Source organism: Dokdonia sp. R86516 (assembly GCF_044596715.1).
Lineage (GTDB): Bacteria > Bacteroidota > Bacteroidia > Flavobacteriales > Flavobacteriaceae > Dokdonia.
The window spans coordinates 1,732,677-1,756,795 of the sequence record NZ_CP138998.1; the positions used below are offsets into that span (position 1 = coordinate 1,732,677).

Below are 24,119 nucleotides of genomic sequence, written 5' to 3' on the forward strand. Positions count from 1 at the left end.
TTAAGAATTAGATACCAAGCTTAGATCTTATTCCTTTCCATCGTAAGTTTCTTATAAATGTGCCTTCTTGTGCACTTACAAGATGATTTTTTTTAGATCGCTTTGCGCGAAAATATCCAAGCAAATAATCATTAGTTAAAAGCAGGTTTCCTTTACGATTTGCTAGCTTGATTGAGGCTATCAAAGTGAGCCAAAAGCCGTATCTCATTCCATAGAATGCTTCTCCTTGTTTGAATTGTGCTGCTTTGTTGTAGGTATTGCCTGTTGGTTTCAGGTGTTTTACATGCAGGGTGTCGTTTGTGATAACCTGCCAGTTATAATATTTTGCAAGAAGCTCATCGATGGTGTCCCATCCCATTGCTGGTTTCAGACCGCCTATTTCTTTAAAACATTCTTTTCTATACGCTTTAAGTGCACCACGTATATGGTCTTTGTTAGTTAGGTTTTCAAGGACCCAATCTCCATTTTTTTCAACATAACAAAATCCGCCAACCATTCCGATACGAGGATTTTTTTCAAATTCTTGGGCAATGGTCTCTAGGTAATTTACAGGAAAAATAAGATCTGCATCAAATTTGCAAAAGATATCATAGTCTTCATCAAGCGTGTTTATACCTTTTTGAACGGCTTGTATTACTTTACTGCCAGGTAGATGTATATCGCTGCTGGTTGTATTGAGCAGTTCTATGAAAGAGTGCGCTTTCGCGAAAGCGGAAATTATCTGCTCACTATCATCTGTACTTTGATCATTGACCACAACTACCTTTTTGGGGGGCAATGTTTGTGCAACTAAAGAGTCTAGTGTTTGTTTTATAAACTCGGCCTCATTGTGACAAGGTATGACGATGTAGAAATTCATTATGATTTGCGTTCGGCGTAAATCAAGTAATAGCGGGGAGTAATCATTCTAAGTAGTGGCCTTATGCCTATTTTTTTAACGGGATTTGTAAACTTCTCACGTTTCTTAATTTCCCAGCCCGCTTTTTCAAAAAGCCAGTCAAATTGCCAATCTTCAAACTCATGATAATGTCTGTCCCACATATCTGTTTTAGAACGATAGGCAGGGGAGAACCATAATTTTAAGGGTATACTGGCTACAATTTTATCTGCTTTTATATCACGCAAGACATTGAAGGGGGCGAGTAGGTGTTCAAAAATCTCAAAAGCAGTTATCACCGAAGCGTCTGACTCTTGTACAGCACCCGTGTCTATATCCAGATCTTCTCCCGACGTATTTTGTACAGTGTATCCTTCACGTTCCATAAATTCAACAAATGGATTACGTACACCAAGATCAAGAATATGCTCATTTGTATTAGGAATTACTTCCTTGAGAAAGTCGATGGTGTGCTTGTACCGTTTGTTTGGAAAAGTGTTTTCGTACACGTTTAATAAAGATTTACAGTTAGTAACACTTGAAAAGAGCCTTGTTGCTTCTTTTATTAGTAGCGATATACCATGGCGTTGATGTTCATTCCAGCACCTACACTTGCAAAAATAACGACATCACCTTTGTTGATTTCGTGATTTTCTAGAGCTCCTTGACGCACTAAGTCAAATACTGTAGGAACCGTCGCAACAGAGCTATTACCTAATGTATTTATGCTCATAGGCATGATATGCTCAGGCATTTCTAAGTCGTGAAGTTTATAAAAACGACTTACGATTGCCTCATCCATCTTTTCGTTTGCTTGATGAATAAATATTTTCTTAATGTCTGCTATTGTACAGCCACTATTCTCAAGGCATGTTTTCATGGCTTGAGGTACTTGTGTAAGCGCAAAGTTATAAATCTTGCGACCATACATTTTTATGTACTTAGTTTGCTGTTCTGCTTCGGTGTTATAAGAAGATCCGTTAAAAAGAAAATATGCCTCATCATAAGTGAATGTAGCTGTCTCAAAAGATAATATGCCAGTGTCACTATCATCTTGCTCAATGATAGATGCTCCAGCACCATCACTATAAATCATACTGTCTCTGTCGTGATCATCTACCACGCGAGAAAGCATCTCAGTACCAATTACAAGACATTTCTTGGCCATTCCTGCCTTGATATAAGCTTGTGCTTGAATTACACCCTCTATCCAGCCTGGACATCCAAAGAGAATATCATATGCAACGCACTTAGGGTTTTGAATACGTAAGTTGTGTTTAATACGTGATGCAAGACTAGGTACAATATCGCTAAAGTTTGATCCTTTTTGCACGTCACCATAATTGTGAGCGCATATAATGTAGTCTAATGTTTCAGAATCTACTCCTGAGTCTTTAATAGCGTTTAGTGCTGCTTGCGTTCCCATATCTGAGGATTGCATGCCAGCAGGTGCATAACGTCGTTCTGAAATGCCAGTAATCGCTTTAAATTTCTCTATGATAATACCATTTTCAGATGTAATGGCAGAGCCGTCCATGTTCAAAAATTGATGTTTTTGAAAATTGTCATTTTTTGTAACGACTTCTGGGATGTAGCTGCCTAGACCTGTTATTTTAATTGCCATATAGGGTATTTTGAAAGGAGGTAAAGTTAATGAAACAGAATGGGAATGCCCGAGATGATTACTGTTCCTACTTATTTTGTGAAATCCATAATAATTAGCTGATTTTGGCTACTTATCGGCGAGAACTTTACCGTTATTAAATTAATCTTGATGTATGTATAAAATAGCAAAGGTCAAAATACTAGATTTTGACCTTTACTTAGTGAGATCATCTCAATTTTGACGATTTTTTATCAAAATAATAGATGTTTCAATTATTGTGCATTTATGCTTCCATGTATTCCTCAATAGGAGCACAAGTACATATTAAATTACGATCACCATAAGCGTCATCTACACGACGCACAGTAGGCCAGAATTTGTTTTCTGCAACGTAGCTTAGTGGGTAAGCTGCTTGCTCTCGAGAATATGTGAACTCCCAAGTGTCTGCGGTAAGCATTGCTAGGGTATGCGGAGCATTCTTCATGATGTGGTTAGGCTCATCAGAACTTGCTGTGTCTATTTCCTTTCTGATAGAAAGCATCGCTTCACAAAAACGATCTAGTTCCTCTTTGCTTTCACTCTCTGTAGGTTCTATCATCATAGTTCCTGCTACTGGGAAAGAAACCGTAGGAGCGTGGAAACCATAATCCATAAGACGCTTTGCGATATCTGTAACCTCGATTCCATGAGCTTTAAATGGACGACAGTCTATAATCATCTCATGTGCAGCACGACCGCGTTCTCCTACATATAAACATTGATAAGCGCCGTCAAGACGCTCTTTGATGTAGTTTGCATTAAGAATGGCATACTCTGTAGAGTGACGCAATCCTGGCTCACCTAGCATAGTGATGTATGCGTAAGATATAAGACATGCAAGTGCAGATCCCCATGGAGCTGCGCTTATTGCTGTAATCGCCTGCTCACCGCCAGTAGTAACTACTGGGTTAGTAGGTAAGAAAGGAACTAGTTGTTTTGCAACACATATAGGTCCTACTCCTGGGCCACCACCTCCGTGAGGAATAGCAAACGTTTTGTGTAAGTTTAAGTGACATACATCTGCACCAATTGCTCCTGGGTTTGTAAGGGCAACTTGTGCATTCATGTTTGCACCATCCATATATACTTGACCACCATGCTCATGTATGAGTGATGTGATTTCTTTTACAGCACTTTCATATACTCCATGCGTAGATGGGTATGTGATCATAAGTGCAGCGAGATTGTCTTTATGCTTTTCTGCTTTTTCACGTAAATCATCTACATCGATGTTTCCGTTTTCTAGTGCTTTTGTAACTACTACTTTCATACCAGCCATTACCGCACTTGCAGGATTTGTTCCGTGTGCAGAAGATGGTATAAGGCAGATATTTCTGTGGCTATCTCCGCGAGATTCGTGGTATGCACGTATTACCATAAGTCCAGCATATTCTCCTTGGGCGCCAGAGTTAGGTTGTAGTGATGTACCTGCAAAACCAGTGATCTCCGTAAGTTGATCTTCAAGTTTTTTAAGCATAGTCTGGTATCCTTCTGCCTGATCTAATGGTGCAAATGGGTGCATATTCCCCCACTGCGGATCAGAAAGTGGTAACATCTCAGACGCTGCATTAAGCTTCATCGTACAAGAACCTAGAGATATCATTGAGTGATTTAATGATAAATCTTTACGCTCTAATTTTTTGATGTAACGCATCAATTCTGTTTCAGAATGATAGCTGTTAAAAACTGGAAGCTGTAAGAATGAAGTCTCACGAGCTACACTTGCAGGAATCGCGTTTCCTTCGGCAATTTCAGATACAACGATAGTTTCTTTTGAGTACGCTTTCGCGAAAGCGGAAACGATATCATTTACATCTTGTAAGGTGGTAGCTTCATGTATAGAGATTGCTACAGTCTCTGCGTCTGGGTAATGGAAGTTGATTTCCATTTCTTGCGCTACGGCAGCTACTTTGGAAGCATCTGCTTTTATTTGGATAGTGTCAAAATAACTCTCGTTAGTTTGATACAATCCTAGTTGTTCAAGTGCATCTGCTACCGTAGCTGCAGTGTTGTGCACTTTATTTGCAATATTTTTTAATCCTTCTGGACCGTGATATACCCCGTACATTCCCGCCATCACAGCAAGTAATACCTGTGCAGTACAGATGTTTGAAGTTGCCTTATCACGCTTGATGTGTTGCTCACGTGTTTGAAGCGCCATACGTAGGGCACGCTTACCATCAGTGTCTTTTGTTACTCCAATGATACGACCTGGTATGCTTCTTTTATATGCTTCCTTAGTGGCAAAATATGCCGCGTGAGGACCTCCGTAACCTAATGGAATACCAAAGCGTTGTGTAGTACCTACTACAACGTCTACTCCAAATTCTCCTGGAGCGCGCAGTTTTACCAGGCTCAATATATCTGCTGCTACAGCTACTTTAATATCTGCTGCATTTGCATTTGCTACAAAACCTGCATAGTCAAATACTTTACCAGATACACCTGGATATTGTAAGATGGCTCCAAAGAACTCATTAGAAAAATTAAATTCCTCATGATCTCCTACTACTAGTTCTACACCTATTGGTGTTGCACGAGTTTGTAATAAAGAAAGCGTTTGAGGTAAAATCTCTTCAGATACAAAGAATTTATTTACGTCTGCCTTTTTCTGATCACGACTACGTACAGAAAATAGCAATGCCATTGCTTCTGCAGCTGCGGTAGACTCGTCAAGTAAAGATGCATTTGCAAGTTCCATACCTGTGAGATCTGTGATCATGGTCTGGTAGTTAAGTAATGCTTCTAGTCGTCCTTGAGCAATCTCTGCTTGGTAAGGCGTGTAAGCCGTATACCATCCCGGATTTTCTAGAATATTACGCTGTATTACCGCTGGTGTAATCGCTTGGTTGTATCCTAGACCTATAAAAGATCTAAAAACTTTGTTTTTATTAGACAGTGCTGTGATATGTGCAGCAAACTCATGCTCGCTTAGCGCAGGGTCTAGCGTAAGGTTGTTCTCAAGTCTAATGTTATCAGGAATGGTCTCAAAAATGAGTTGCTCAATAGTTTCAGCGCCTACGGTTTTAAGCATCTCGTTAAGATCACTTCTACGCGGGCCTATATGGCGTAATGCAAACGAATCTGTATTCATCGTATTGAATATTTTTAGGTGGAACAAAAATAAGGCAACGAAATCGATTTTTACGACTTATTTGCCTCATAGCGAGCTAATGTTTTCAACCGAAATGCAACCTTATTAACAGTTGTAGTATTTTTGTCTAATGCAGTTGTTTAAACGTGTTTTTGACTTTTATATAAACAGTAGTATCCACGTGAGCTTAGCCGTAGTTGCATTAGGGTGGGTGACTTGCTTATCTTTAGACATAAACGTTAATTACGAGTTGCTCGCATTTTTGTTTTTTAGCACAGTGACTGGCTATAATTTTGTTAAATATGCCGAAATAGCTGGTTTACACCATCGAAGTCTAGCAAAATCATTAAAATCGATACAAGTTTTTTCTGTTTTTTGTGGGGTTGGTATGATGATCACTGCTTTTTCTTTGCCACTAGAAGTGTGGGTGGCTTGTGGTATTTTGGGGTTAATCACGCTACTGTATGCAGTTCCATTTTTTCTCCCAGCAACAAGCACAGATAATAATAAGGGGAATTTGAGAAGCATCTCTGGTGTGAAAATCTACATCATAGGTCTTGTATGGGCAGGAGTGACGGTGTTATTACCAGTCCTAGAGCAAGGTCTCTCGATGTATTGGGATGTGTGGATTGTTTGTGTACAACGCTTTCTTTTTGTAATCGCTCTCATGATTCCATTTGAGATAAGAGATACGAGTTATGACCTCGCCTCTTTACGTACATTACCTCAAGTAGTAGGCATAAAAAAAGCCAAAATCATTGGTGTGATTTGGCTTTTCTTATTTTTAATTCTAGACTTCTTAAAGGACGACTTATCTATGCTGATGTTAATTACACACTCAATAATTGTTGTAGTGGTAGTGGTTTGCATTATGCTTTCGCGAAAGCGTACTTCAGCTAAGAGTTATTTTACATCCTTTTGGGTAGAGGGAATCCCACTACTTTGGTTAGGTCTATCGTTGTTATTTAATTATTTACTTGCTTAAGTTGCTCTTGAAGGCGTTGCTTCATGAGTTCTTTTTCAGACATAGAAACTGTTTCTACCGATGGATTTTTTATAGCTTTACTAAGTTTTCCATTACGTGCAGAATATTTTCTACAAGCTCTACAGTAGATAAGATGAAAGCTTAGTTTTATCTTTTCTAGCAAGGAAGCTTCTTTATACTGGTTCTTGTCGCAGATGTGGTTAGCCTCTTGACATTCAGTTTTAAATTTCATTTTTTTTACTTTTATTTTTTTAGATACTTATAGCCAATTTTTCTCCATACAACTTGCCATGGCTGTACGGGCTCTGTGGATAATTACCCAAAAGTTAGACGGAGTAATATCAAATTCATTACAAATTGCTTCAGTATCAAAGTCGTCTATTGTTTTCATCTTAAAAATGCGAGCTTGCTTTTCTGGTAATTTACCTAAGCAGTTAAAAATAGCCTCGCCTAGTTCTTCATTTTCTATACTATCCTCTGCAGTTTTGTCAAAGGGGTCTGCAACGCGCTCTTCTAGCCAGTCGCCCTCGCTTTCGTCATCTTTATAGTTAATATGTACTTCTGCCTTTCCTTTCTTAGAGTTTGTCTTGCGGTAGTGATCAATGATTTTACGCTTTAAAATGGAAATGAGCCACGTGCGTTCTGTAGCTTCTCCTTTAAAGTTTTTCATTGACTTAAGACCTGCGAGAAAAGTCTCAGAAATTAAGTCTCTTGCCATGTCGCGATCATTCACGCGGGCGATGGTATAATTAAATAGGTAGTCCGAGTACTGGTCTACCCATTTTGTGGGGTCTATTTGGTTAGTGGACATAAGTAATCTGTCGTATATTTTTTCAAAAATAACATAAAACTGATTAGCATATTGATTTTTAGAATAATCAAGGGATGAGATCTTATGTAGGAATAGATGTTTTTGTCACTCAATTTATTCAGGAAAAACTATTTTTTATAGCCTGATTACGTATTTGCAAAAAGTGAGTAAGGTGTCTTTTTATGAATAAGTAGTCAAAAATTTCTCCTATGAAGCTAAAAGGAACTTTATATGAAAGTACATCTGTCATTACTGTTGTGTTGCCCATTTCTTTAAAGTAATGTTCATGTTTAAAGTTTTTGAAATTGCCCTTTACCATTTCATCCACAAAATAACTAGGCGACTCAAGTTCAGTGATGAGACTCTGATGAGTAAGCCGTAATCCTAAGTGTTTGCCTTGCCAAGTAACAGTTTCCCCCTTATTTATAAGTCCAGATGTTATGCCACCTATTACCTTTTCTTGCGTTTGTGACGCAGATTTTTTGTGAAAATTAATATCACGTGATCTATCAAAGACATTCTTTATAGAGGCATTTATTTTAGTTGTGAGGCGTATAGTGGTCATATTAATAAATCTTTTAAAGCCTTGTCTAGTTGGTCGTGCTTAAATGTAAAACCCTCTTCTAGTAATCGTTCTGGGATTACATTTCGGCTTTTAAGTAATAATTCGGTTTCTGTTCTTATAACAAAGGCGCCCACTTCTAGCGCTGGTTTAGGAGAAGGGATGCCAAAAGGTATTCTAAGAGTATCACGCATCAATGGACATAAGATGTGCATTTGTCGTTGGCTTTGGTGCCACTATATTAATTGGTCCTTTTATATGGGAATGATTGATTAGAAAGTCAAGACTACGTAAAAAGTCTTCTTCATGAATCCAACTGAATTTTTGCTTCCCATCACCTTGTTTTCCTCCTAGTCCTAGTTGGGTGATTTTTTTAATTGGTTGCAAGGCTCCGCCATTTTTGCCCAGCACGATAGATGTGCGCAACGCAATCTTACGCGTTTGCGGCGTCGTGCTTGAGAACAATGCATCTTCCCATGCTTTTGCCACGCTTACAGAAAATCCAGTGCCTATTTCTCCAGTGCGTTCGGTCATTTCCTTATCTAGCGAGTGACGATATATAGTCGCTGTAGATGAATTGAGCCAGGTGGAAGGAGGATTTTTGCATTGTGCAATTGCCTTGCCTATAATCGTGGTAGTATCTACACGCGAGTTCATGATGAGGTCTTTGTTTTTTTGATTATAACGACAGTCTACAGAGCGTCCAGCCATATTAATAACTACATCTGCATCTTCAAATTCTCGCTCCCAGCCAGAGAATGTTTTTGCGTCCCATAATACTGTTCGCACGTTGTTATGCTGTGGTTTTTGCTTTCGCGAAAGCAAAACAATCTCACCAAAGCTATTTCCGAAATAATCAGTTAAGAGCGACCCTAAAAAGCCTCTCCCACCTGATATAATTAATTTTTTCATGATGATGTAGTATTAAATTTTTGAGGTTTGTGATGAGTGTATGTATACTCCATTTGCCATTTAGAAAGAAGTAGAAAGTAAATAGCAAGGCAAATTCCACTAATCATAGGCATCCAAATAAAGAAACTCGAAGATTTGAAAAAGTTAATACAACTTAAGATAGATAGTGTAATTACTACTGATATCCCGTAACCAATAAAATGATTTTTTAATCTAGGATTGATGTTTTTCCAATGGCATAAGAAGTAAACAAAAGAAGCTATTTGTACTATCCCAGTAATAGGTAAAAACAGCATACCAAAGTATATGGTTAACGCTAGAATTAAGTTAATGATTACAATGACTTTGTTAATCTTGTAGATGGTTTCCATAATATTATACTTTCAGAAAAGAATGAAACATTTAATTCAATAAAAAGCACATGTTTCAGTGCTTGTTATGTAGAGTTTGAGAAGTATTACTTCATCAGTTTTAAGATGGTCTTAGTAATCCAGTTCTCTTTATAATCGGTGATTTTTTCAAGCATGCTGTCGGCTCTAGAGACAAACTCATGAAGCTCGGCTGTTTTTGCTTTGAAGTGAGCCGCTTCCTTAGAATCGGTATCTTGTAGATTGCTTACTTCCTCTAAAACTCTCAGCGTTGGTTTGATTTCTCGCTTGCTGCGTTCCTTTGCAATCTTCCTTGCCAGCTCGTCTATATTACTTTCGGCTACAAAGTATTCTCTTCGTTCTCCTGCTTTGTATTCTTTAAAAATAATGCCCCAGTCTATTAATGAACGTAAATTCATGCTCGCATTACCGCGTGAGATATGAAGCTCACTCATGATATCTTCCATGCTAAGTGCTTCTGGTGACACCATCAATAGTGCATGGATTTGCGCCATGGTTTTATTAATTCCCCATTGAGATCCTAAGGCTCCCCACGTTTGTATAAACTTATTTTTTGCTTGACTAAATTCCATACATCAAATATACGAATGTTATTGTAGTTTCAATAATAAATGAAAGAATATTTTTAATCAAAGCAATATTCTTATCTGTATTTTTGATTTTATGAACGTATTAGTGATCTCTACAGTATGGGTTGAGCCTACCTCTTCGGCAGCGGGAAGTAGGATGTTGCAGCTATTAGATATAATGATAGCAAAGGGCTGGAAGATTACTTATGCTAGCACGGCGGGAGTTTCAGAAAATGCTTTTGATCTAGAAACGCTCGGTATCACTACCCAAAAGATACGTGTAAATGATGAATCTTTTAATGCTTTCGCGAAAGCGTACCAGCCCAATATCGTCCTTTTTGACCGATTTATGGCCGAAGAGCAATTTGGATGGCGCATCGCAGAACAATGTCCAGAAGCCATTAAAATACTAGACACCGAAGATTTACATTGCCTGAGAAAAGCACGCCAGCAAGCAGTAAAAGAGGATAGAGATTTCAGGGAACAAGATCTTGTGTCTGATGTTGCCAAAAGAGAAATAGCGTCCATATATAGATGTGATCTCACATTAATGATTTCTCAAGTAGAGATTGCATTATTGCAAGACTTTTTTAAAGTACCTAGCTCACTCTTACATTACGTACCTTTTTTGTTACCAAAAGCCCCAGCCAATTTTAAGCCTTTTAATGAGCGGCAACATTTTATAGCGATAGGTAATTTTATACATCTCCCTAACTGGGATGCTACGCTAGCGCTCAAAAAGAATATCTGGCCATTAATTAGGAAAGTAATTCCTGCTGCAGAGTTACATATCTATGGAGCTTATCCGTCAGAAAAAGTGATGCAACTTCATAATAGGAAGGATGGATTTATTGTAAAAGGAAGAGCAGAAGATGCGCATGAAGTGATATTAAATGCACGTGTATTACTTGCTCCGCTACGTTTTGGGGCAGGTTTAAAAGGAAAGTTTATCGATGCGATGCGGTGTGGAACCCCATCTGTGACCACAACAATAGGAGCAGAAGGAATGCAACAAGGTTTGCCGTGGAGTGGAGCCATAACTGACGATGATGCGACTTTTGCAAGAGAGGCGATTACCTTATACAATGATGAGCTGGTTTGGAGCAAAGCTCAGGAGCAAGGAAAAGAAATCATCAATAAAAATTTTCAAAAAGTAAATTTTGAAGAAGGTTTCATAACAAGAATCAATACTCTTAAGGCTAATCTAGAAACCAGCCGACTCAATAATTTTACAGGGCAGATGTTATTGCATCACTCGATGCGTAGTACCAAATTTATGTCTAAGTGGATTGAGGAGAAAAATAAAAAGGAGCCCATATAATGAGCTCCTTTTGTAATCTGATTAATGTTTGAACTTAAATGAGTCCTGCACGTCGTAATAATGCTTCTGGTTTAGGCTCTTGACCACGGAAACGTTTATACAATATCATAGGGTCCTCTGTTCCTCCTTTTGAGAGTACGTGATCCTTAAACTTAGCTGCCACATCTTTGTTAAAAATCCCTTCTTCTTTAAAGTATTCAAACGCATCTGCATCTAGTACTTCTGCCCATTTGTAGCTGTAATATCCAGAAGAATACCCTCCTTGAAAGATGTGTGCAAATGCTGTACTCATACACGTCTCTGGAGTGTCAGGATATAAAGAAGTATCTCCAAACGCTTTTGTTTCAAATGCTTTTACATCCTTAATCCCACTCGGATCTTCACCATGCCATGACATGTCTAATAAGCCAAAGCTCAGTTGGCGCAGTGTTGCCATTCCTTCTTGGAAGGTAGCGGCATCTTTTATTTTTTGAACTAATTCCATTGGGATTACTTCACCGGTCTCATAATGTGTTGCAAAAAGCTCTAAAGCTTCTTTCTCATAACACCAGTTCTCTAGCACTTGGCTAGGTAACTCTACAAAATCCCAGTACACAGAAGTCCCTGATAGGCTAGGGTAGGTAGTATTTGCTAGCATACCGTGTAGCCCGTGTCCAAACTCGTGAAAGAGCGTAGTCACTTCATTAAATGTGAGTAATGACGGTTTGCTAGGTGTAGAAGGAGTGAAGTTGCATACATTAGATATATGCGGGCGATCATTTACACCATTTTCTATTTTCTGACCTTTAAAAGAAGTCATCCACGCTCCACCACGTTTTCCTTTACGTGGGTGGAAATCTGCATAAAATAAAGAAACATAGTTCCCATCTGCATCTGTCACACGATAGGTTTTCACCTCTTTGTGGTAAACATCTACGTCATATACTTGTTCAAACTGAAGTCCAAACAATCGTGTCGCAATTTCAAAAACTCCGTCAATTACATTTTCTAACTTGAAATAAGGTTTGAGTTGCTCGTCATCTAGGCTAAAAAGTTTTTTCTTAAGCTTCTCAGAATAATACGAACCATCCCACTTTTCTAAGCGGTCGATGTTATCAAGCTCTTTTGCAAATTTTTCTAGTTGTTCAAATTCTTTCTGGGCAGCAGGTTTTGCTTTATCTAGCAATTCGTTTAAAAAGTTTATTACTTTTTCTGGCGTTTTTGCCATGCGCTCTTCTAGTACAAAATGTGCGTGTGTAGCATACCCAAGTAACTGTGCACGCTCATGACGTAGATTTGCAATCTCCAGCGTGTTCTTTTGATTATCGTGCTCGTTGTTTTTAAATGCTCTACTCCCAAATGCAAGTGATAGCTGCTTACGTAGCTCACGATTATCTGCATACTTCATAAACGGAATGTAGCTAGGGTAATCAAGTGTTACTATCCAACCCTCCTTTTCTCTAGAAGTAGCTTCGGCAGCAAATGCTTCTTTTGCACTATCAGGTATTCCTGCCAGATCTTTTTCATCGGTGATATGTAGCTCGTAGCTGTTTGTTTCGGCTAGAATGTTTTCGCCAAAACTCAGTTTTAATTGTGCTAGCGCAGTATCAATTTCGCGTAAGCGGGATTTTTTATCCTCTGGTAAGTTGGCTCCATTTCGAGAGAAACTCTTGTATTTTTTATCGAGAAGTGTTTTTTCTTCTACGGTAAGGTCTAAACTGTCCTTTTGAGCGTATATATCTTGAATTCTAGCAAATAACTGCTCGTTAAGAGTAATGTCATTGCTAAAAGCTGTAAGCAGTGGAGAAACTTCTTGTGCTATTTTCTGAATAGCTTCAGAGGTTTCGGCGCTATTTAAGTTAAAAAAGATACTTGAAATACGATCTAGTTGCTGTCCTGCGTAGTCTAAGGCTGCGATGGTATTTGTAAAAGTAGCAGGCTCGTCGCTGGTAGCGATATCGTTTATTTCTTTACGACTTAAATGTATTGCTTCTTCAAAGGCGGGCTTAAAATGCTCGTCTTTAATTGAAGAAAAAGGAGCTTCATCAAAATCTTGTAATAGCGGATTGTTTGTAAGCGACATGGACTTTTAATTTTGTAATTTTTTGAAAACATGTACTTTATCGAAAAAAGTAGTGATGTTGTCGATAAATAGAATGAATTTTTTAAGTTTGTTTACATAGAAAAAAACTAGAGTACTTTCACTTTAGTTTAAAACGATATTTCCCCCATCAATGTGTAGAAAAGGTTTGGTTAATATTTAGAATGGTTAATAAATACGTCATCATTTCCCAGTATACTGCATTGTTAGAGACCACCTTTTAGGTGGTCTTTTCTATGTAATGCTTTTTGCACCTTCTATAACCTTCTGCTTAAGCCCTTCTTTATAAGCTATTATTTTATCTTGTACTGCGCCATCTCTAGCCCCTAGAATCTGAGCAGCAAGAATACCTGCATTTTTTGCTCCGTCTAGCGCGACAGTTGCAACAGGTACACCTCCTGGCATTTGTAATATGGAAAGGACAGAATCCCATCCATCTATAGAGTTACGAGATTTTACAGGAACACCTATTACTGGTAGTGGTGATAATGAAGCTACCATTCCAGGTAAGTGTGCAGCACCTCCAGCCCCAGCTATAATCACATTAATACCGCGAGTATGGGCATTTTTACCATAATCAAAAAGCTTCTCTGGTGTGCGGTGTGCGCTCACAATATCTACTTCTGTATCAATATTCATTTCTTTTAAGAAGTCTATAGCTTCTTGCATTACTGGCAGGTCGCTAGTGCTTCCCATTATGATTCCTACTTTCATAATATCTAATTTTTTATTGTGCAATTACACGTATGTTTTCTTTAACCTCTTGAGCTACTTGTCTTGCCTTTACAAGATCGTGGTCTACAATGGTAACATGTCCCATCTTACGGAAAGGCCTTGTTTCCTTCTTGCCATAAATGTGTGGTGTTACACCATCCATTGCCATAATTTGTTCTATGTTCTTATATTTTACTGTGCCTGTATGTCCTTCATCACCTACTAGATTTACCATTACAGATGCTACTTTACTATCTGTGTTTCCTAACGGTAAGTCTAAAATAGCTCTAAGATGTTGCTCAAACTGATTTGTAAAACTTCCCTCTATACTATAATGACCACTATTGTGTGGTCTAGGAGCCACTTCATTTACAAGAATCTCATCATCTTCTGTTTGAAACATCTCAACAGCAAGCAGACCTACATGGCCAAATGCTTTTGAAACCTGCTCTGCTATTGCGCGAGCTTTATTTGCAACATTCTCATCTATACGAGCGGGGCAAATTACATACTCCACTTGGTTTGCTTCTGGGTGAAATTCCATTTCTACCACAGGGTATGTCTTTACTTCGCCAGATACACTACGAGCTACAATTACTGCAAGCTCATTTTTAAATGGGATCATTTTTTCGGCGATGCAGGGTACTTGAGGTAGGTGGTCTAAGTCTTCGGCGGTTCTTACAACAGAGACTCCTTTTCCATCATATCCTCCCGTGCATGATTTCCAGATAAATGGAAACTCGATATCACTTGATGCTGTGTTTAAGTTTTCTTTTACCGCTTTCGCGAAAGCGTACTTTGTATACCCCGCTGTTGGAATATCATGTTGTGCATAAAAGTCTTTCTGTATCCCTTTGTCTTGTATGTTGCGCAACACAGATGGCTGCGGAAACACCTTTACCCCTTCTCTTTCTAGTGCTTCAAGGGCATCGATATTTACACTTTCTATCTCAAAGGTAAGTACATCTACTTTTTTGCCAAAAGCGACTACCGTGTCGTAATCCATCAGACTTCCTTGCTCAAAATGATCACAAGCAATCTTGCTAGGAGCATCATCACTAGGGTCAAGCACATATGTCTGGATATCATATTTTCTAGTGTCATAAAGCATCATCTTGCCGAGCTGGCCACCGCCTAAAATTCCAAGTTTAAACTGTGAAGAAAAGTAGTTTGTCATAATATTAAATCCCTTTCAAGGGGTTTTATGTGCAGACCTATGAGATCTAATTAAAAGTTATTTCTTTGATCAAACACAGCAGACTAACCACTAAAGCTCGATTTTTTATAGCATCTAATTACTGTTTTCAAAAGTACAAATTTCCTTAGGATGGAGTTTGAGAAGTGGTTTAAAAAACTCCTTTTGATATTTGGGTTTTGGGTTTGAGCAAATTGTCATTTCCTCTTGGTATCTTTGCCCTTTGTTATTATGAAAAATACCATCACACTACACGACCTCTCGTTTGAGGAATTTATTACAAAAACAAATGTGCAACATGCCGTAAATGGTGTAGCTGTGCGTCTTAATGAAGATTACAAGGGTAAATGCCCTGTCTTTCTTACAGTGCTTAACGGTGCATTTCTATTTAGCTCAGAGCTTATTAAAAAGTTTGATCATGATTGTGAATTGAGCTTTATAAAGGTGGCTAGCTATGAAGGAACGCAACAAAGTGATGAAATTCATACCGTAATGGGAGCAGAGCCATCACTTAAAGGACGCGATGTGATTGTGGTAGAAGATATAGTAGACTCTGGAAACACTGTTGAAACCATTATAAAAATACTTAAAGACGAAGAGGTTGCTTCTTTTACGATAGCATCCTTACTTTATAAGCCAGCGGCTTATAAAAAGCCTTATAAAATAGATTATATAGGGCTAGAAGTACCTAATGATTTTGTAGTAGGATATGGTCTAGACTATAATGGTCTAGGACGTAATCTTACATCCATTTATAAACTTAAAGAATCTACAATGACTAATCTGGTTTTATTTGGCCCTCCAGGTGCCGGTAAAGGAACACAAGCCGAAGTTTTAAAAGAAAAGTATAATCTAGTACATATAAGTACTGGAGATGTTTTTAGATACAACATTAAAAATGCTACAGAGCTAGGGACCTTAGCAAAATCATACATTGATAAAGGACAGCTTGTTCCAGATAGCGTAACTATAAAAATGCTTAATGCAGAGGTGGAGAAAAATGCCGATGCTAAAGGATTTATTTTTGATGGTTTTCCTCGTACAGAGGCACAGGCAGAAGCACTAGCAGAATTACTAGAAAGTAAGAATACTGAGGTTTCTGGAATGGTTGCTTTAGAGGTGGATGATGAGGTGCTAGTACAACGTTTACTAGAAAGAGGTAAGACTTCTGGGCGTGCAGATGATGCAGATGAGGCAGTGATACGCAACCGTATTAAAGTATACTACGCAGAAACTGCTATCTTAAAAGGATACTACGAGAAGCAAAACAAGTATCACGGAGTTGATGGCGTGGGTACAGTAAGTGAGATTACAGACAGATTAAGTAAGGTGATTGACACCTTATAAAAAGTACTAGTGTACTTATATATTATTAAAGAAATTAAAGGCTAGCCGAAAGATGACAGAAGGAAATTTTGTAGACTACGTTAAGATTCACACAACCTCAGGAAATGGAGGTTCTGGGTCTGCGCATTTACACCGTGAGAAGTTTATTGAGAAGGGTGGCCCAGATGGTGGTGATGGTGGTCGTGGAGGTCATATCATTATCAAAGGAAATACTAACCTGTGGACACTCATACACTTAAAATTTAAGAAACACCTGCGTGCCGGTCACGGAGGTAATGGTGCAAAATCAAGATCTACGGGTCATGACGGAGTAGATGAGTATATCGAGGTGCCACTAGGAACAACTATTAAAGACACGGAAACTGATAAGGTGCTTTTTGAAATCACTGAGGACGGTCAAGAGTTTATTGCCGCTAGAGGTGGTATGGGAGGTCGTGGTAACTGGCACTTTAAAAGTAGTACTAATCAGACTCCTAGGCACTCACAGCCAGGAATAGACGGTTATGAAGTACACCTTACTTTAGAACTTAAAGTGCTTGCAGATGTAGGTCTTGTAGGGTTTCCTAATGTAGGAAAATCTACATTGCTCGCGGCAATCACAGCGGCAAAGCCTAAAATTGCCAACTATGAATTTACTACACTTAAGCCTAACTTAGGTATTGTGGCTTACAGGGATTTTAGATCTTTTGTAATGGCAGATATTCCTGGTATTATAGAAGGAGCTGCAGAGGGTAGAGGGTTAGGACATCGTTTCTTACGTCACATAGAACGTAACTCTACACTGCTGTTTATGATTCCTGCAGATGCAGATAGTATTGCAGAGCAGTATGAGGTACTTCTCAACGAGCTTCAAAAGTACAATCCAGAATTACTTGATAAAAGCAGACTCATCGCAATCACAAAAAGCGACATGCTCGATGAAGAACTTAAAGCAGAAGTCTCTGAGGAGCTTGATAGAGAACTTCCAATTCCATACTTATTTATCTCTTCTGTTGCACAACAAGGTCTTGTAGAGCTTAAAGATGCATTGTGGAAAATGATGAATGAGTAGTTAAGAACTGTTTAAATACAACAATCTGCATAATCCTTTGTTATCTTTATACAAAACAAAGGATATGCGGATTTTTTTATGTCTTATCGTCTCGTTAATACTCACTAGCTGTAGGACGATATATGTAGATTATGATTACGATACTAAGAAAGATATTGCTGGTTATAAAAATTACGATTACGACTTCTCTGAGCCATCGGGCTTATCAGAGTTTGACGAGCGTAGATTCGTAAAATATACAGATAGCATATTGCAGTCTCGAGGTTTTGTAAAAACGCTAGAAAATGATATTTTCATCAAAATAAAAACTGACGAATTTGAGACTAACTCTAGAAACACCATTGGCGTAGGTCTTGGTGGAGGTGGAGGAAATGTGGGAGTTGGCGTAAGTGGTGGGATTCCTATAGGAGGAGCCGAAAGGCACTTACAGCTTATTTTTACCATTTATGAAGCTCAAAATACGCAAGCTACCTTATGGGAGGCAACGAGCGAGAGTGATGTAAAGGTAAAAGCATCTCCCGAAAAAAAGGAAGCTCATTTTAAGAAGCTGGCCGAAAAGATTTTAAGTAAATATCCACCTCAGAAGTAAATCAGTTTTGGCATCATATTGGTATATATTTGATAAAAATTTTAAAATGATAAAATGGATTCTCTTATTGTGTTTTCCCCTTTTTGTGGTAGCGCAAAATGATACCGCTTTCGCGAAAGCGGAAACTCTTTTTAAGAAAGAACAATATCAACAAGCAAAACCATTTTTCAAAACATACTTATCTACGCATCCCACTCATGCAAAAACTATCGAATATCTAGGCGATATAGAAGGCTATGCCGAAAACTGGAATGAAGCAATATCATATTATGAGCAACTAGTTGAGCAGTCTCCTGAGAATGCAAACTATCATTATAAATATGGTGGTGTGATGGGTATGAAAGCGCTAGCAGTAAATAAATTGAGAGCGGCGACCATGATAGGTGATATAAAGAAGTCGTTTGAAACGGCCGCTTCACTAGACCCAAAACATATTGAAGCCAGATGGGCGCTTATTGAGTTTTATATCCAATTACCAAGTATTATAGGTGGAAGTGAAGATAAAGCCATGAAATATGCAGATCAGCTTGCAAATATATCACCGGTAGACGGGTATCTAGCGCATGGGTATATTGCAGAATATAATGATCGTCCTAATGATGCAGAGGTGAATTATAGAAAGGCAGTTCAAGTAGGTGGCTCTCTAACCTGCTACCAAAAATTACAAGAGCATTACGAAAAAAACAATAAACCAGAAGATGCACTTGCTACAGTGCAGGCTGCTCAGAGTAAACATAAGGAAGATAATAGATTGCATTATCAATTCGGAAAAATCGCTGGTCAATACGGTATAGGCCTAGATCAAGGAATATCTTGTTTACATAAATATATTGATAATTATACAGCCAAAGACGGAGTCCCAAAAGACTGGGCTTACTTGCGTCTAGCGCAGATTTACAAGCATAAAGGAGATAAAATAAAAGCACAGCAATGGATAGGCAAAGCCTTAGCTAGCCGCTCTGACTTTAAGGAAGCATTGCTAGAACGCAAGGAAATCCAGTTGCTTTAAGTGAGTAAAGCCGGATTAATATCCATTACATTATCCTGAAGATAGCGATCTATAAACGCCTCTGTAAAATGCTCACTTCCTAATAATTTAGCCGATTGTAATTTGTTTTTAATAGGCAACTCTTGATATTTCTTAAGATAGTCAAGAGATAAGCTTTTAAAACTGTAATGCCAAGGCTCATAGTTAAAACCTTTACGATTTTGGTCATCTGTGTAGACCAAGTAAAAGCCGTAGGTATTTGCGTTCTTATCCATCCATTCTTTAAACTTACAGAAGGGACCATTGCCATGAAATTTAGATGGTACGAGTAGTCCTCCAGAAACTTTTGGAGTGGCGTCTACAATATCTATATCTGTGCCCCAGTGATGTCTTGAAGTTCCAGGGATGGTAGAGTATTCAATTATTTTTTCAATTGCCGCAGTAGGGTTGAGTCCGCTTTCGCGAAAGCGATTGTACTTGCGTTCCCAGATTCTATTTTGGTGGTTATAGTCTCTATAGCTAGATACTACCTGGAATTTGATTCCTTCCTTAAGCGCCGCACTTTTCATCTCTTCATAAGCAACTGCAGCTTCCGGCCGAAGTCGGTATGCTGAGGTCTTAGTAAGAAGTGGAGCACCTTTACCAAGTAATTCATCTTCAGAAATACCTTGAAAAATTGAAGTCGTTGCGGGAAGTGGGAGGGAAGCAGCAACGGCTCCTAGCAATGTTAATTTTGAAAATGTGCGTCTGTTCATATTAAGTCTTTTTTCATTCTAACATGAGGGCCTACTTGCGGAATATCAAATTCTTCCCCTATCATAGTATAACCTAGATTTTTATAAAAGCCGAGAGCAATAGTACGAGCGTTAAACCATAAGATGGTGCGTTTTCTTTTCTTTAAGATTTCTTCACCCTTATTAAGTATTTGTGCGGCTATTCCTTTATTGCGATATTCTGGTAATACAGCCATTCCTCGTAAACGTGTTTGGACGCCTGTAAATGCCTCATGAGTGTCTTCCATAAAGCTTGCTACACCTACAATGGTGTGCTTATGATACATACCTAGATGAAAAGTAGAAGCTTTTTCATCTGCCTCCATATATACATCTTCAAGGGGTCTTCCAGCTCGTAAAACAGGATGTCTTACTGGCCATGTATCTTGAGCAACAATTTCCCGAAGCGTGTAATCCTCATTGTCTAGACGATATAAGATTGAAGGATTATTGTCGTAATCAATTTTCTCTATTTCAATCATGTTGCACTTCTCTAAAACTTTGCGAGATTGTGCATTATCTACATGTGCGTGAGCAATTAGAAATGGTAATTGTAGATTAGAAAAAGCATAGCTTATACAACCTCTGGCACTTTCTGTAGCATATCCGTGCTTCCAGTATTTTTTATAAAATCGAAAACCTATATCTACTGCTCCTTTTTCTTTGTGAAGTTTAAGCCCACACCATCCTAAAAAAGCATCATCTTCTTTTCTAATCACAGCATATCTCGCTAAAGATTCTTTTGATGAATTTTTGGTTGCTTTAATAGTGCGCAACCTAATATATTCACTTACGAAATCTTGGGCTTCCTTGAGACTCTTGAATGCCCTATCTCCAGTATATTTAATGACCTCTGGATCATTATTCATTGCATAAAGATGCATAGCATCTTTATAGGTAAATGCTCTTAAATACAAACGTTCTGTTTCCAGAATAGAAGTCATTAAGCAAGCACGTCTTTAAATTCTGGGTTACGATCAAATTGAACCTCTGCAAACGGACATAGCGGATTTATTTTAAGATTATGTTCTCTTGCAAATGCTACAGTACGAGCTACAAGTTTTGATGCATAACCTTGCCCTTCTTGTGGGATTTTTGTCTCTGTGTGGTCTATAGTAATCACAGAGTTATCGTCTTTAGAGTATGTGAGTTCGGATATAATACCATTTTCACCCTTTATGTAAAAGACACCTCTATCCTCTCTTTCTTTATGCTGTATGGTCATCACTTTTTTATTTAAAAATATAAATAAAGCGCAAAGCAGCCTAACAAAGTCCGTTTTTGGGAAATATTTAGCGATTTATATAAAATGCACCTGCTAGATCTTTTTGATCTTTAAGTTTGAGTACATAGTAGTAAGTTCCCACTGGCAGTTTATCGTCTTGAGATACAGTCACCCTTCCCTGCGAGGTTCCGTCAAAGGAATTGTCGTAGTTTTTCATTGAGAAAACCTCTACGCCCCATCTATTAAAAATAAATAGTTCATTGTCTGGACTGGTAGCTAATCCTTCTATGACAAAAGTTTCATTGATGCCATCACCATTAGGAGAAAAGAAAGTGTAAACATTTATAGAGCTTCCTCCTCTCAAAACAGACCCAAGCGTAAGCGCAGAAAAACCATTTGGCTCAAAGATGTCAGATGTAATCTGGCCATTAGTTTCACTTCCTGTAATCTGTGTATTTCCTAAGTCAACCCATCTATTTAGAGCTTCAGAGTAACCTACGACTCTCAGAGACTCAATGCCGTCTGCTAGTACGGGTACCTGTGTGTCCTCATCCCAAGTAAGTCTAGCTTGAACGGGTAGTGTGCCATTTAAATCCCAATATTCATTAGGGTCAATAATAGATAATGTGTTTTGAAAAGAATCCCTATCAAAAGATCCAGAAAGCGTACTTGGAGTATTAGGATCTTCAAAGAAATATGCTGCTTGATACACGTCCCCAGCAGGATCTAGAGGAACTACTGTGAGTTGGCGTATTTTAAAATCATCACCTATAGGGAAGTCAAACTCTAGATTACCTTGATTTGTAACATAACCGTCCACATGGTTGTCATCACTTTCTCCTAAGTAAATTGCATCATTAGTAAGGTCAAGATTAATTCCTAAGTCTTCTCTTGGGGTCGTAATTCTCCCGTTTATAAAATCTAAAAAGTTTGTAACACCTACAGACACCTCAAAGTTGAGATCTTCTGGAACATCTACCTCCATGTTGAAGAATACAGGCTTGTTATTACCTAGTACAAAAAGTTCTTCTGTTGGATTGTAAAAACCAGCAAGACCAAGATTACTGTCAAAGTCTCCATCATTAATTAAATCACCGTGAAAACCTATAGCCCCATCTTGATGTATCTGCATATTACCAAAGTTGTGCAAAGATTCTTGAGCATATGTGACAGAAGTACTTAAAGCTGTAGCTAGAAGAACTAATGTTACAATTGCATATGTTTTTATATCATTCATAATTTAGGGTAATAAGTAAAAGGTAATACAACCGCAAGAAGTACCTGTTCCCGTGCTTGTAACAAAATTAACTGAGCTTGCAGATATCTCACGATAAGCATTATTACCATTTATAGGGCTAGTGCTAGTAAATAAATAGTCAAAAGTTCCATCTAGATTATCCTGCTCTACTACTGTGTGATTGCCTAGGTTTAAAGTACCTATATCATAAGGTACATTATCTAGTAATATTTCATAATTGTATGTCCCGGGAGCATTAGGCGCATTAAATTGTAATGCCCAGTAAAATGCATTGTTATCATTGAGCTGTATGTTTGTGAAGTCTCCCGTAGGAGTTCCGCTAGAAGTTAATGAGGTCACGCCACTAGGGGGTGAGGTACTTCCAGATAAGGATACATCTGTAACAACCTCAATCTCTGCTGTTACATTAAAATACCAAACTTCCTCTACATAAACATCTGCAGTGCCACCGTTATCACCAGTGCCTATATATACATCAAACCCGTTTGCAGTCTGTGTGCCTGTCACTACTTGTGCGATGCGACCGTCTCTGTTAGTTAAATCTTCTTGTATGCCTAGAGTTATTGGGTATGATGCTCCATTAGGGTGTGGAGATGTAAATGCGACACTGTATCTTCCAGTTGTTCCTGCAATTTTTGTCACAGTACAGTTAGTATTATAGTTATTTGTTCCATTTGCAGCTGTTTGAGCAGCAGCAAAGGAATAACCAATGGTTTGCTTGGTAACGTTAAGAGTAGGAGTACTGCTGTTATTTGACCCAAGGTCATTTGTACTTAGTAGACGTACCCATTGTGTAGTGTTTCTGTAGTAAATAGAGTCTAGATTATCGTCGTAAATAATAGTCCCCTCAAGAGGTGTTCCAGTAACATTAGAGGTTCCTACACCATCGTCGTGCTTAAGTTGTTGTAATAACTGGGCATCTACTGTTTGCGCTTTCGCGAAAGCGATAGAAAATATAACACCGAAAATATATAGGTAACTTTTCATATTGTTAGATTTTTATTATTTATAAGCCGTGTATAATACGAGTAGTGCTTCATTATTTACATCTCCAGGTTGAACATCTACTAGAACGTTTGTACTATTTGCGGTAATAACACCATCTGTATAATTTACAGTAATAGTAAACCCATCTGCAGTAAAAGAGGTAAATGCTCCTTCTATTTTACCTAGACTACTACCATTTTGATCACCGTAGCGTATGCCTATACAGTTGCTCCTGCTGGCATATCTAGAGTTGTCATTTATAGAATTTCCGTGTCCTCCAGAATACATCACTTGTTGCGTTATTGTGCCGTCATCATCTCTTGCAAACCCTTTCATTGACCCAAAAGAGTTGTCAATACCTCTGTCATTGTTCCCTACGCCATTATCAGAATCAATATCCCGACTCTCTACATTTGCTGCCGCCGAGAAGGTTACCTGTGATGGCGTAAATGGAATGTCGCTTACTGTGACCACTCCTTCTCCAGAAATGATAAACCATCCAGTGTATATATTCTTCTCTGTAAGAAGCTCTAAAAACCCATTATTTGTATATTCAAAAATCCTATTTTCATCTGTATTATAAACCAGCATTCCAATCTCTAAATCTGCGGGATCGTATGCGTCAATTTCTAACTGTGATGCCTTCTGTACATTAACTAAATATGCAGGGTCTGTGGTTTGCGCTTTCGCGAAAGCATAAACAAAAACAAGAAGTATAGTTATATATAAAGGGTTGTTTTTCATAGT

The 24,119-nt window shown here is 38.3% G+C and carries 25 protein-coding genes; 6 read left to right on the top strand and 19 right to left on the bottom strand.

The genetic code is table 11. The annotated features are described in order from the left end of the window. Window positions 1-7 precede the first annotated feature (7 nt). The 4 genes from SJY23_RS07890 to gcvP all read right to left on the bottom strand — a co-directional run bounded on the left by SJY23_RS07890 (window position 8) and on the right by gcvP (window position 5,616). On the bottom strand, window positions 8-859 hold the full coding sequence (locus SJY23_RS07890; protein WP_396595925.1) for a glycosyltransferase family 2 protein: 852 nt from the start codon (window positions 857-859) through the stop codon (window positions 8-10). Further along, window positions 859-1,386, bottom strand: a complete 528-nt coding sequence (locus tag SJY23_RS07895; RefSeq protein WP_396595926.1) for a methyltransferase — start codon at window positions 1,384-1,386, stop codon at window positions 859-861. The genes SJY23_RS07890 and SJY23_RS07895 overlap by 1 nt, the downstream gene beginning before the upstream one ends. Window positions 1,387-1,442: 56 nt before the next feature. Beyond that, complete coding sequence (locus SJY23_RS07900) at window positions 1,443-2,501, bottom strand: 3-oxoacyl-ACP synthase III family protein (RefSeq protein WP_396595927.1); 1,059 nt, start codon at window positions 2,499-2,501, stop codon at window positions 1,443-1,445. 265 nt (window positions 2,502-2,766) lie between these two features. Further along, window positions 2,767-5,616, bottom strand: coding sequence for an aminomethyl-transferring glycine dehydrogenase (gene gcvP / locus SJY23_RS07905; protein WP_396595928.1), 2,850 nt, complete (start codon window positions 5,614-5,616; stop codon window positions 2,767-2,769). 130 nt (window positions 5,617-5,746) lie between these two features. Here gcvP and SJY23_RS07910 point away from each other — a divergent pair, with 130 nt between their 5' ends. Continuing rightward, window positions 5,747-6,601: a hypothetical protein gene (locus SJY23_RS07910; protein ID WP_396595929.1), complete on the top strand. Its 855-nt coding sequence runs from the start codon at window positions 5,747-5,749 to the stop codon at window positions 6,599-6,601. Here SJY23_RS07910 and SJY23_RS07915 read toward each other — a convergent pair. The 6 genes from SJY23_RS07915 to SJY23_RS07940 form a co-directional block, all read right to left on the bottom strand. After that, on the bottom strand, window positions 6,582-6,833 hold the full coding sequence (locus tag SJY23_RS07915; protein ID WP_035334471.1) for a hypothetical protein: 252 nt from the start codon (window positions 6,831-6,833) through the stop codon (window positions 6,582-6,584). The genes SJY23_RS07910 and SJY23_RS07915 overlap by 20 nt on opposite strands. 27 nt (window positions 6,834-6,860) lie before the next feature. Next, on the bottom strand, window positions 6,861-7,412 hold the full coding sequence (locus SJY23_RS07920; protein WP_035334470.1) for a sigma-70 family RNA polymerase sigma factor: 552 nt from the start codon (window positions 7,410-7,412) through the stop codon (window positions 6,861-6,863). Window positions 7,413-7,530: 118 nt separating this feature from the next. After that, window positions 7,531-7,977, bottom strand: a complete 447-nt coding sequence (locus SJY23_RS07925) for a cell division protein (protein WP_396595930.1) — start codon at window positions 7,975-7,977, stop codon at window positions 7,531-7,533. After that, complete coding sequence (locus SJY23_RS07930; protein WP_396595931.1) at window positions 7,974-8,189, bottom strand: DUF1731 domain-containing protein; 216 nt, start codon at window positions 8,187-8,189, stop codon at window positions 7,974-7,976. Before SJY23_RS07930 ends, SJY23_RS07925 begins: the two co-directional genes overlap by 4 nt. Further along, window positions 8,161-8,886, bottom strand: coding sequence for a TIGR01777 family oxidoreductase (locus tag SJY23_RS07935; RefSeq protein WP_396595932.1), 726 nt, complete (start codon window positions 8,884-8,886; stop codon window positions 8,161-8,163). Before SJY23_RS07935 ends, SJY23_RS07930 begins: the two co-directional genes overlap by 29 nt. A gap of 457 nt (window positions 8,887-9,343) precedes the next feature. Next, on the bottom strand, window positions 9,344-9,847 hold the full coding sequence (locus tag SJY23_RS07940; protein WP_396595933.1) for a GbsR/MarR family transcriptional regulator: 504 nt from the start codon (window positions 9,845-9,847) through the stop codon (window positions 9,344-9,346). Between the two features lie 91 nt (window positions 9,848-9,938). Between SJY23_RS07940 and SJY23_RS07945 the strand changes: the two genes are divergently transcribed. Continuing rightward, window positions 9,939-11,165, top strand: a complete 1,227-nt coding sequence (locus SJY23_RS07945) for a glycosyltransferase family 4 protein (protein WP_396595934.1) — start codon at window positions 9,939-9,941, stop codon at window positions 11,163-11,165. A gap of 34 nt (window positions 11,166-11,199) precedes the next feature. On the opposite strand, the gene SJY23_RS07950 is transcribed toward SJY23_RS07945, so the two are convergent. The 3 genes from SJY23_RS07950 to purK form a co-directional block, all read right to left on the bottom strand. Further along, window positions 11,200-13,227, bottom strand: coding sequence for a M3 family metallopeptidase (locus tag SJY23_RS07950; RefSeq protein WP_396595935.1), 2,028 nt, complete (start codon window positions 13,225-13,227; stop codon window positions 11,200-11,202). Between the two features lie 252 nt (window positions 13,228-13,479). Further along, window positions 13,480-13,962, bottom strand: coding sequence for a 5-(carboxyamino)imidazole ribonucleotide mutase (purE, locus tag SJY23_RS07955; protein WP_035337860.1), 483 nt, complete (start codon window positions 13,960-13,962; stop codon window positions 13,480-13,482). 10 nt (window positions 13,963-13,972) lie between these two features. Beyond that, on the bottom strand, window positions 13,973-15,136 hold the full coding sequence (purK, locus tag SJY23_RS07960) for a 5-(carboxyamino)imidazole ribonucleotide synthase (RefSeq protein ID WP_396595936.1): 1,164 nt from the start codon (window positions 15,134-15,136) through the stop codon (window positions 13,973-13,975). Window positions 15,137-15,385: 249 nt separating this feature from the next. Here purK and SJY23_RS07965 point away from each other — a divergent pair, with 249 nt between their 5' ends. From SJY23_RS07965 to SJY23_RS07980, 4 genes are all read left to right on the top strand, one after another. Then, on the top strand, window positions 15,386-16,501 hold the full coding sequence (locus tag SJY23_RS07965; protein WP_081804619.1) for an adenylate kinase: 1,116 nt from the start codon (window positions 15,386-15,388) through the stop codon (window positions 16,499-16,501). Between the two features lie 52 nt (window positions 16,502-16,553). Further along, entirely contained in the window at window positions 16,554-17,552 is a 999-nt protein-coding gene (gene obgE / locus SJY23_RS07970) for a GTPase ObgE (protein WP_396595937.1), read from the top strand. A gap of 64 nt (window positions 17,553-17,616) precedes the next feature. Then, on the top strand, window positions 17,617-18,141 hold the full coding sequence (locus tag SJY23_RS07975) for a DUF4136 domain-containing protein (RefSeq protein ID WP_396595938.1): 525 nt from the start codon (window positions 17,617-17,619) through the stop codon (window positions 18,139-18,141). Between the two features lie 46 nt (window positions 18,142-18,187). Next, window positions 18,188-19,150, top strand: coding sequence for a tetratricopeptide repeat protein (locus SJY23_RS07980; protein ID WP_396595939.1), 963 nt, complete (start codon window positions 18,188-18,190; stop codon window positions 19,148-19,150). Here the strand turns inward: SJY23_RS07980 and SJY23_RS07985 are convergent. From SJY23_RS07985 to SJY23_RS08010, 6 genes are all read right to left on the bottom strand, one after another. After that, the gene (locus tag SJY23_RS07985; RefSeq protein WP_396595940.1) at window positions 19,147-19,884 is read right to left on the bottom strand and encodes a M15 family metallopeptidase; all 738 of its coding nucleotides are present in this window, start codon (window positions 19,882-19,884) and stop codon (window positions 19,147-19,149) included. The two genes, SJY23_RS07980 and SJY23_RS07985, sit on opposite strands and share 4 nt — an antisense overlap. Then, window positions 19,881-20,846 (bottom strand): GNAT family N-acetyltransferase, encoded by a 966-nt coding sequence (locus tag SJY23_RS07990; RefSeq protein ID WP_396595941.1) that lies wholly within the window; start codon window positions 20,844-20,846, stop codon window positions 19,881-19,883. The genes SJY23_RS07985 and SJY23_RS07990 overlap by 4 nt, the downstream gene beginning before the upstream one ends. Beyond that, the gene (locus tag SJY23_RS07995) at window positions 20,846-21,127 is read right to left on the bottom strand and encodes a GNAT family N-acetyltransferase (RefSeq protein ID WP_035334458.1); all 282 of its coding nucleotides are present in this window, start codon (window positions 21,125-21,127) and stop codon (window positions 20,846-20,848) included. Before SJY23_RS07995 ends, SJY23_RS07990 begins: the two co-directional genes overlap by 1 nt. A gap of 67 nt (window positions 21,128-21,194) precedes the next feature. Further along, window positions 21,195-22,364, bottom strand: a complete 1,170-nt coding sequence (locus tag SJY23_RS08000) for a gliding motility-associated C-terminal domain-containing protein (protein ID WP_396595942.1) — start codon at window positions 22,362-22,364, stop codon at window positions 21,195-21,197. Between the two features lie 3 nt (window positions 22,365-22,367). Beyond that, window positions 22,368-23,372 (bottom strand): hypothetical protein, encoded by a 1,005-nt coding sequence (locus tag SJY23_RS08005; RefSeq protein WP_396595943.1) that lies wholly within the window; start codon window positions 23,370-23,372, stop codon window positions 22,368-22,370. A 15-nt stretch (window positions 23,373-23,387) separates the two neighbouring features. Continuing rightward, the gene (locus SJY23_RS08010) at window positions 23,388-24,116 is read right to left on the bottom strand and encodes a hypothetical protein (protein WP_396595944.1); all 729 of its coding nucleotides are present in this window, start codon (window positions 24,114-24,116) and stop codon (window positions 23,388-23,390) included. Between the last annotated feature and the right edge of the window lie 3 nt (window positions 24,117-24,119).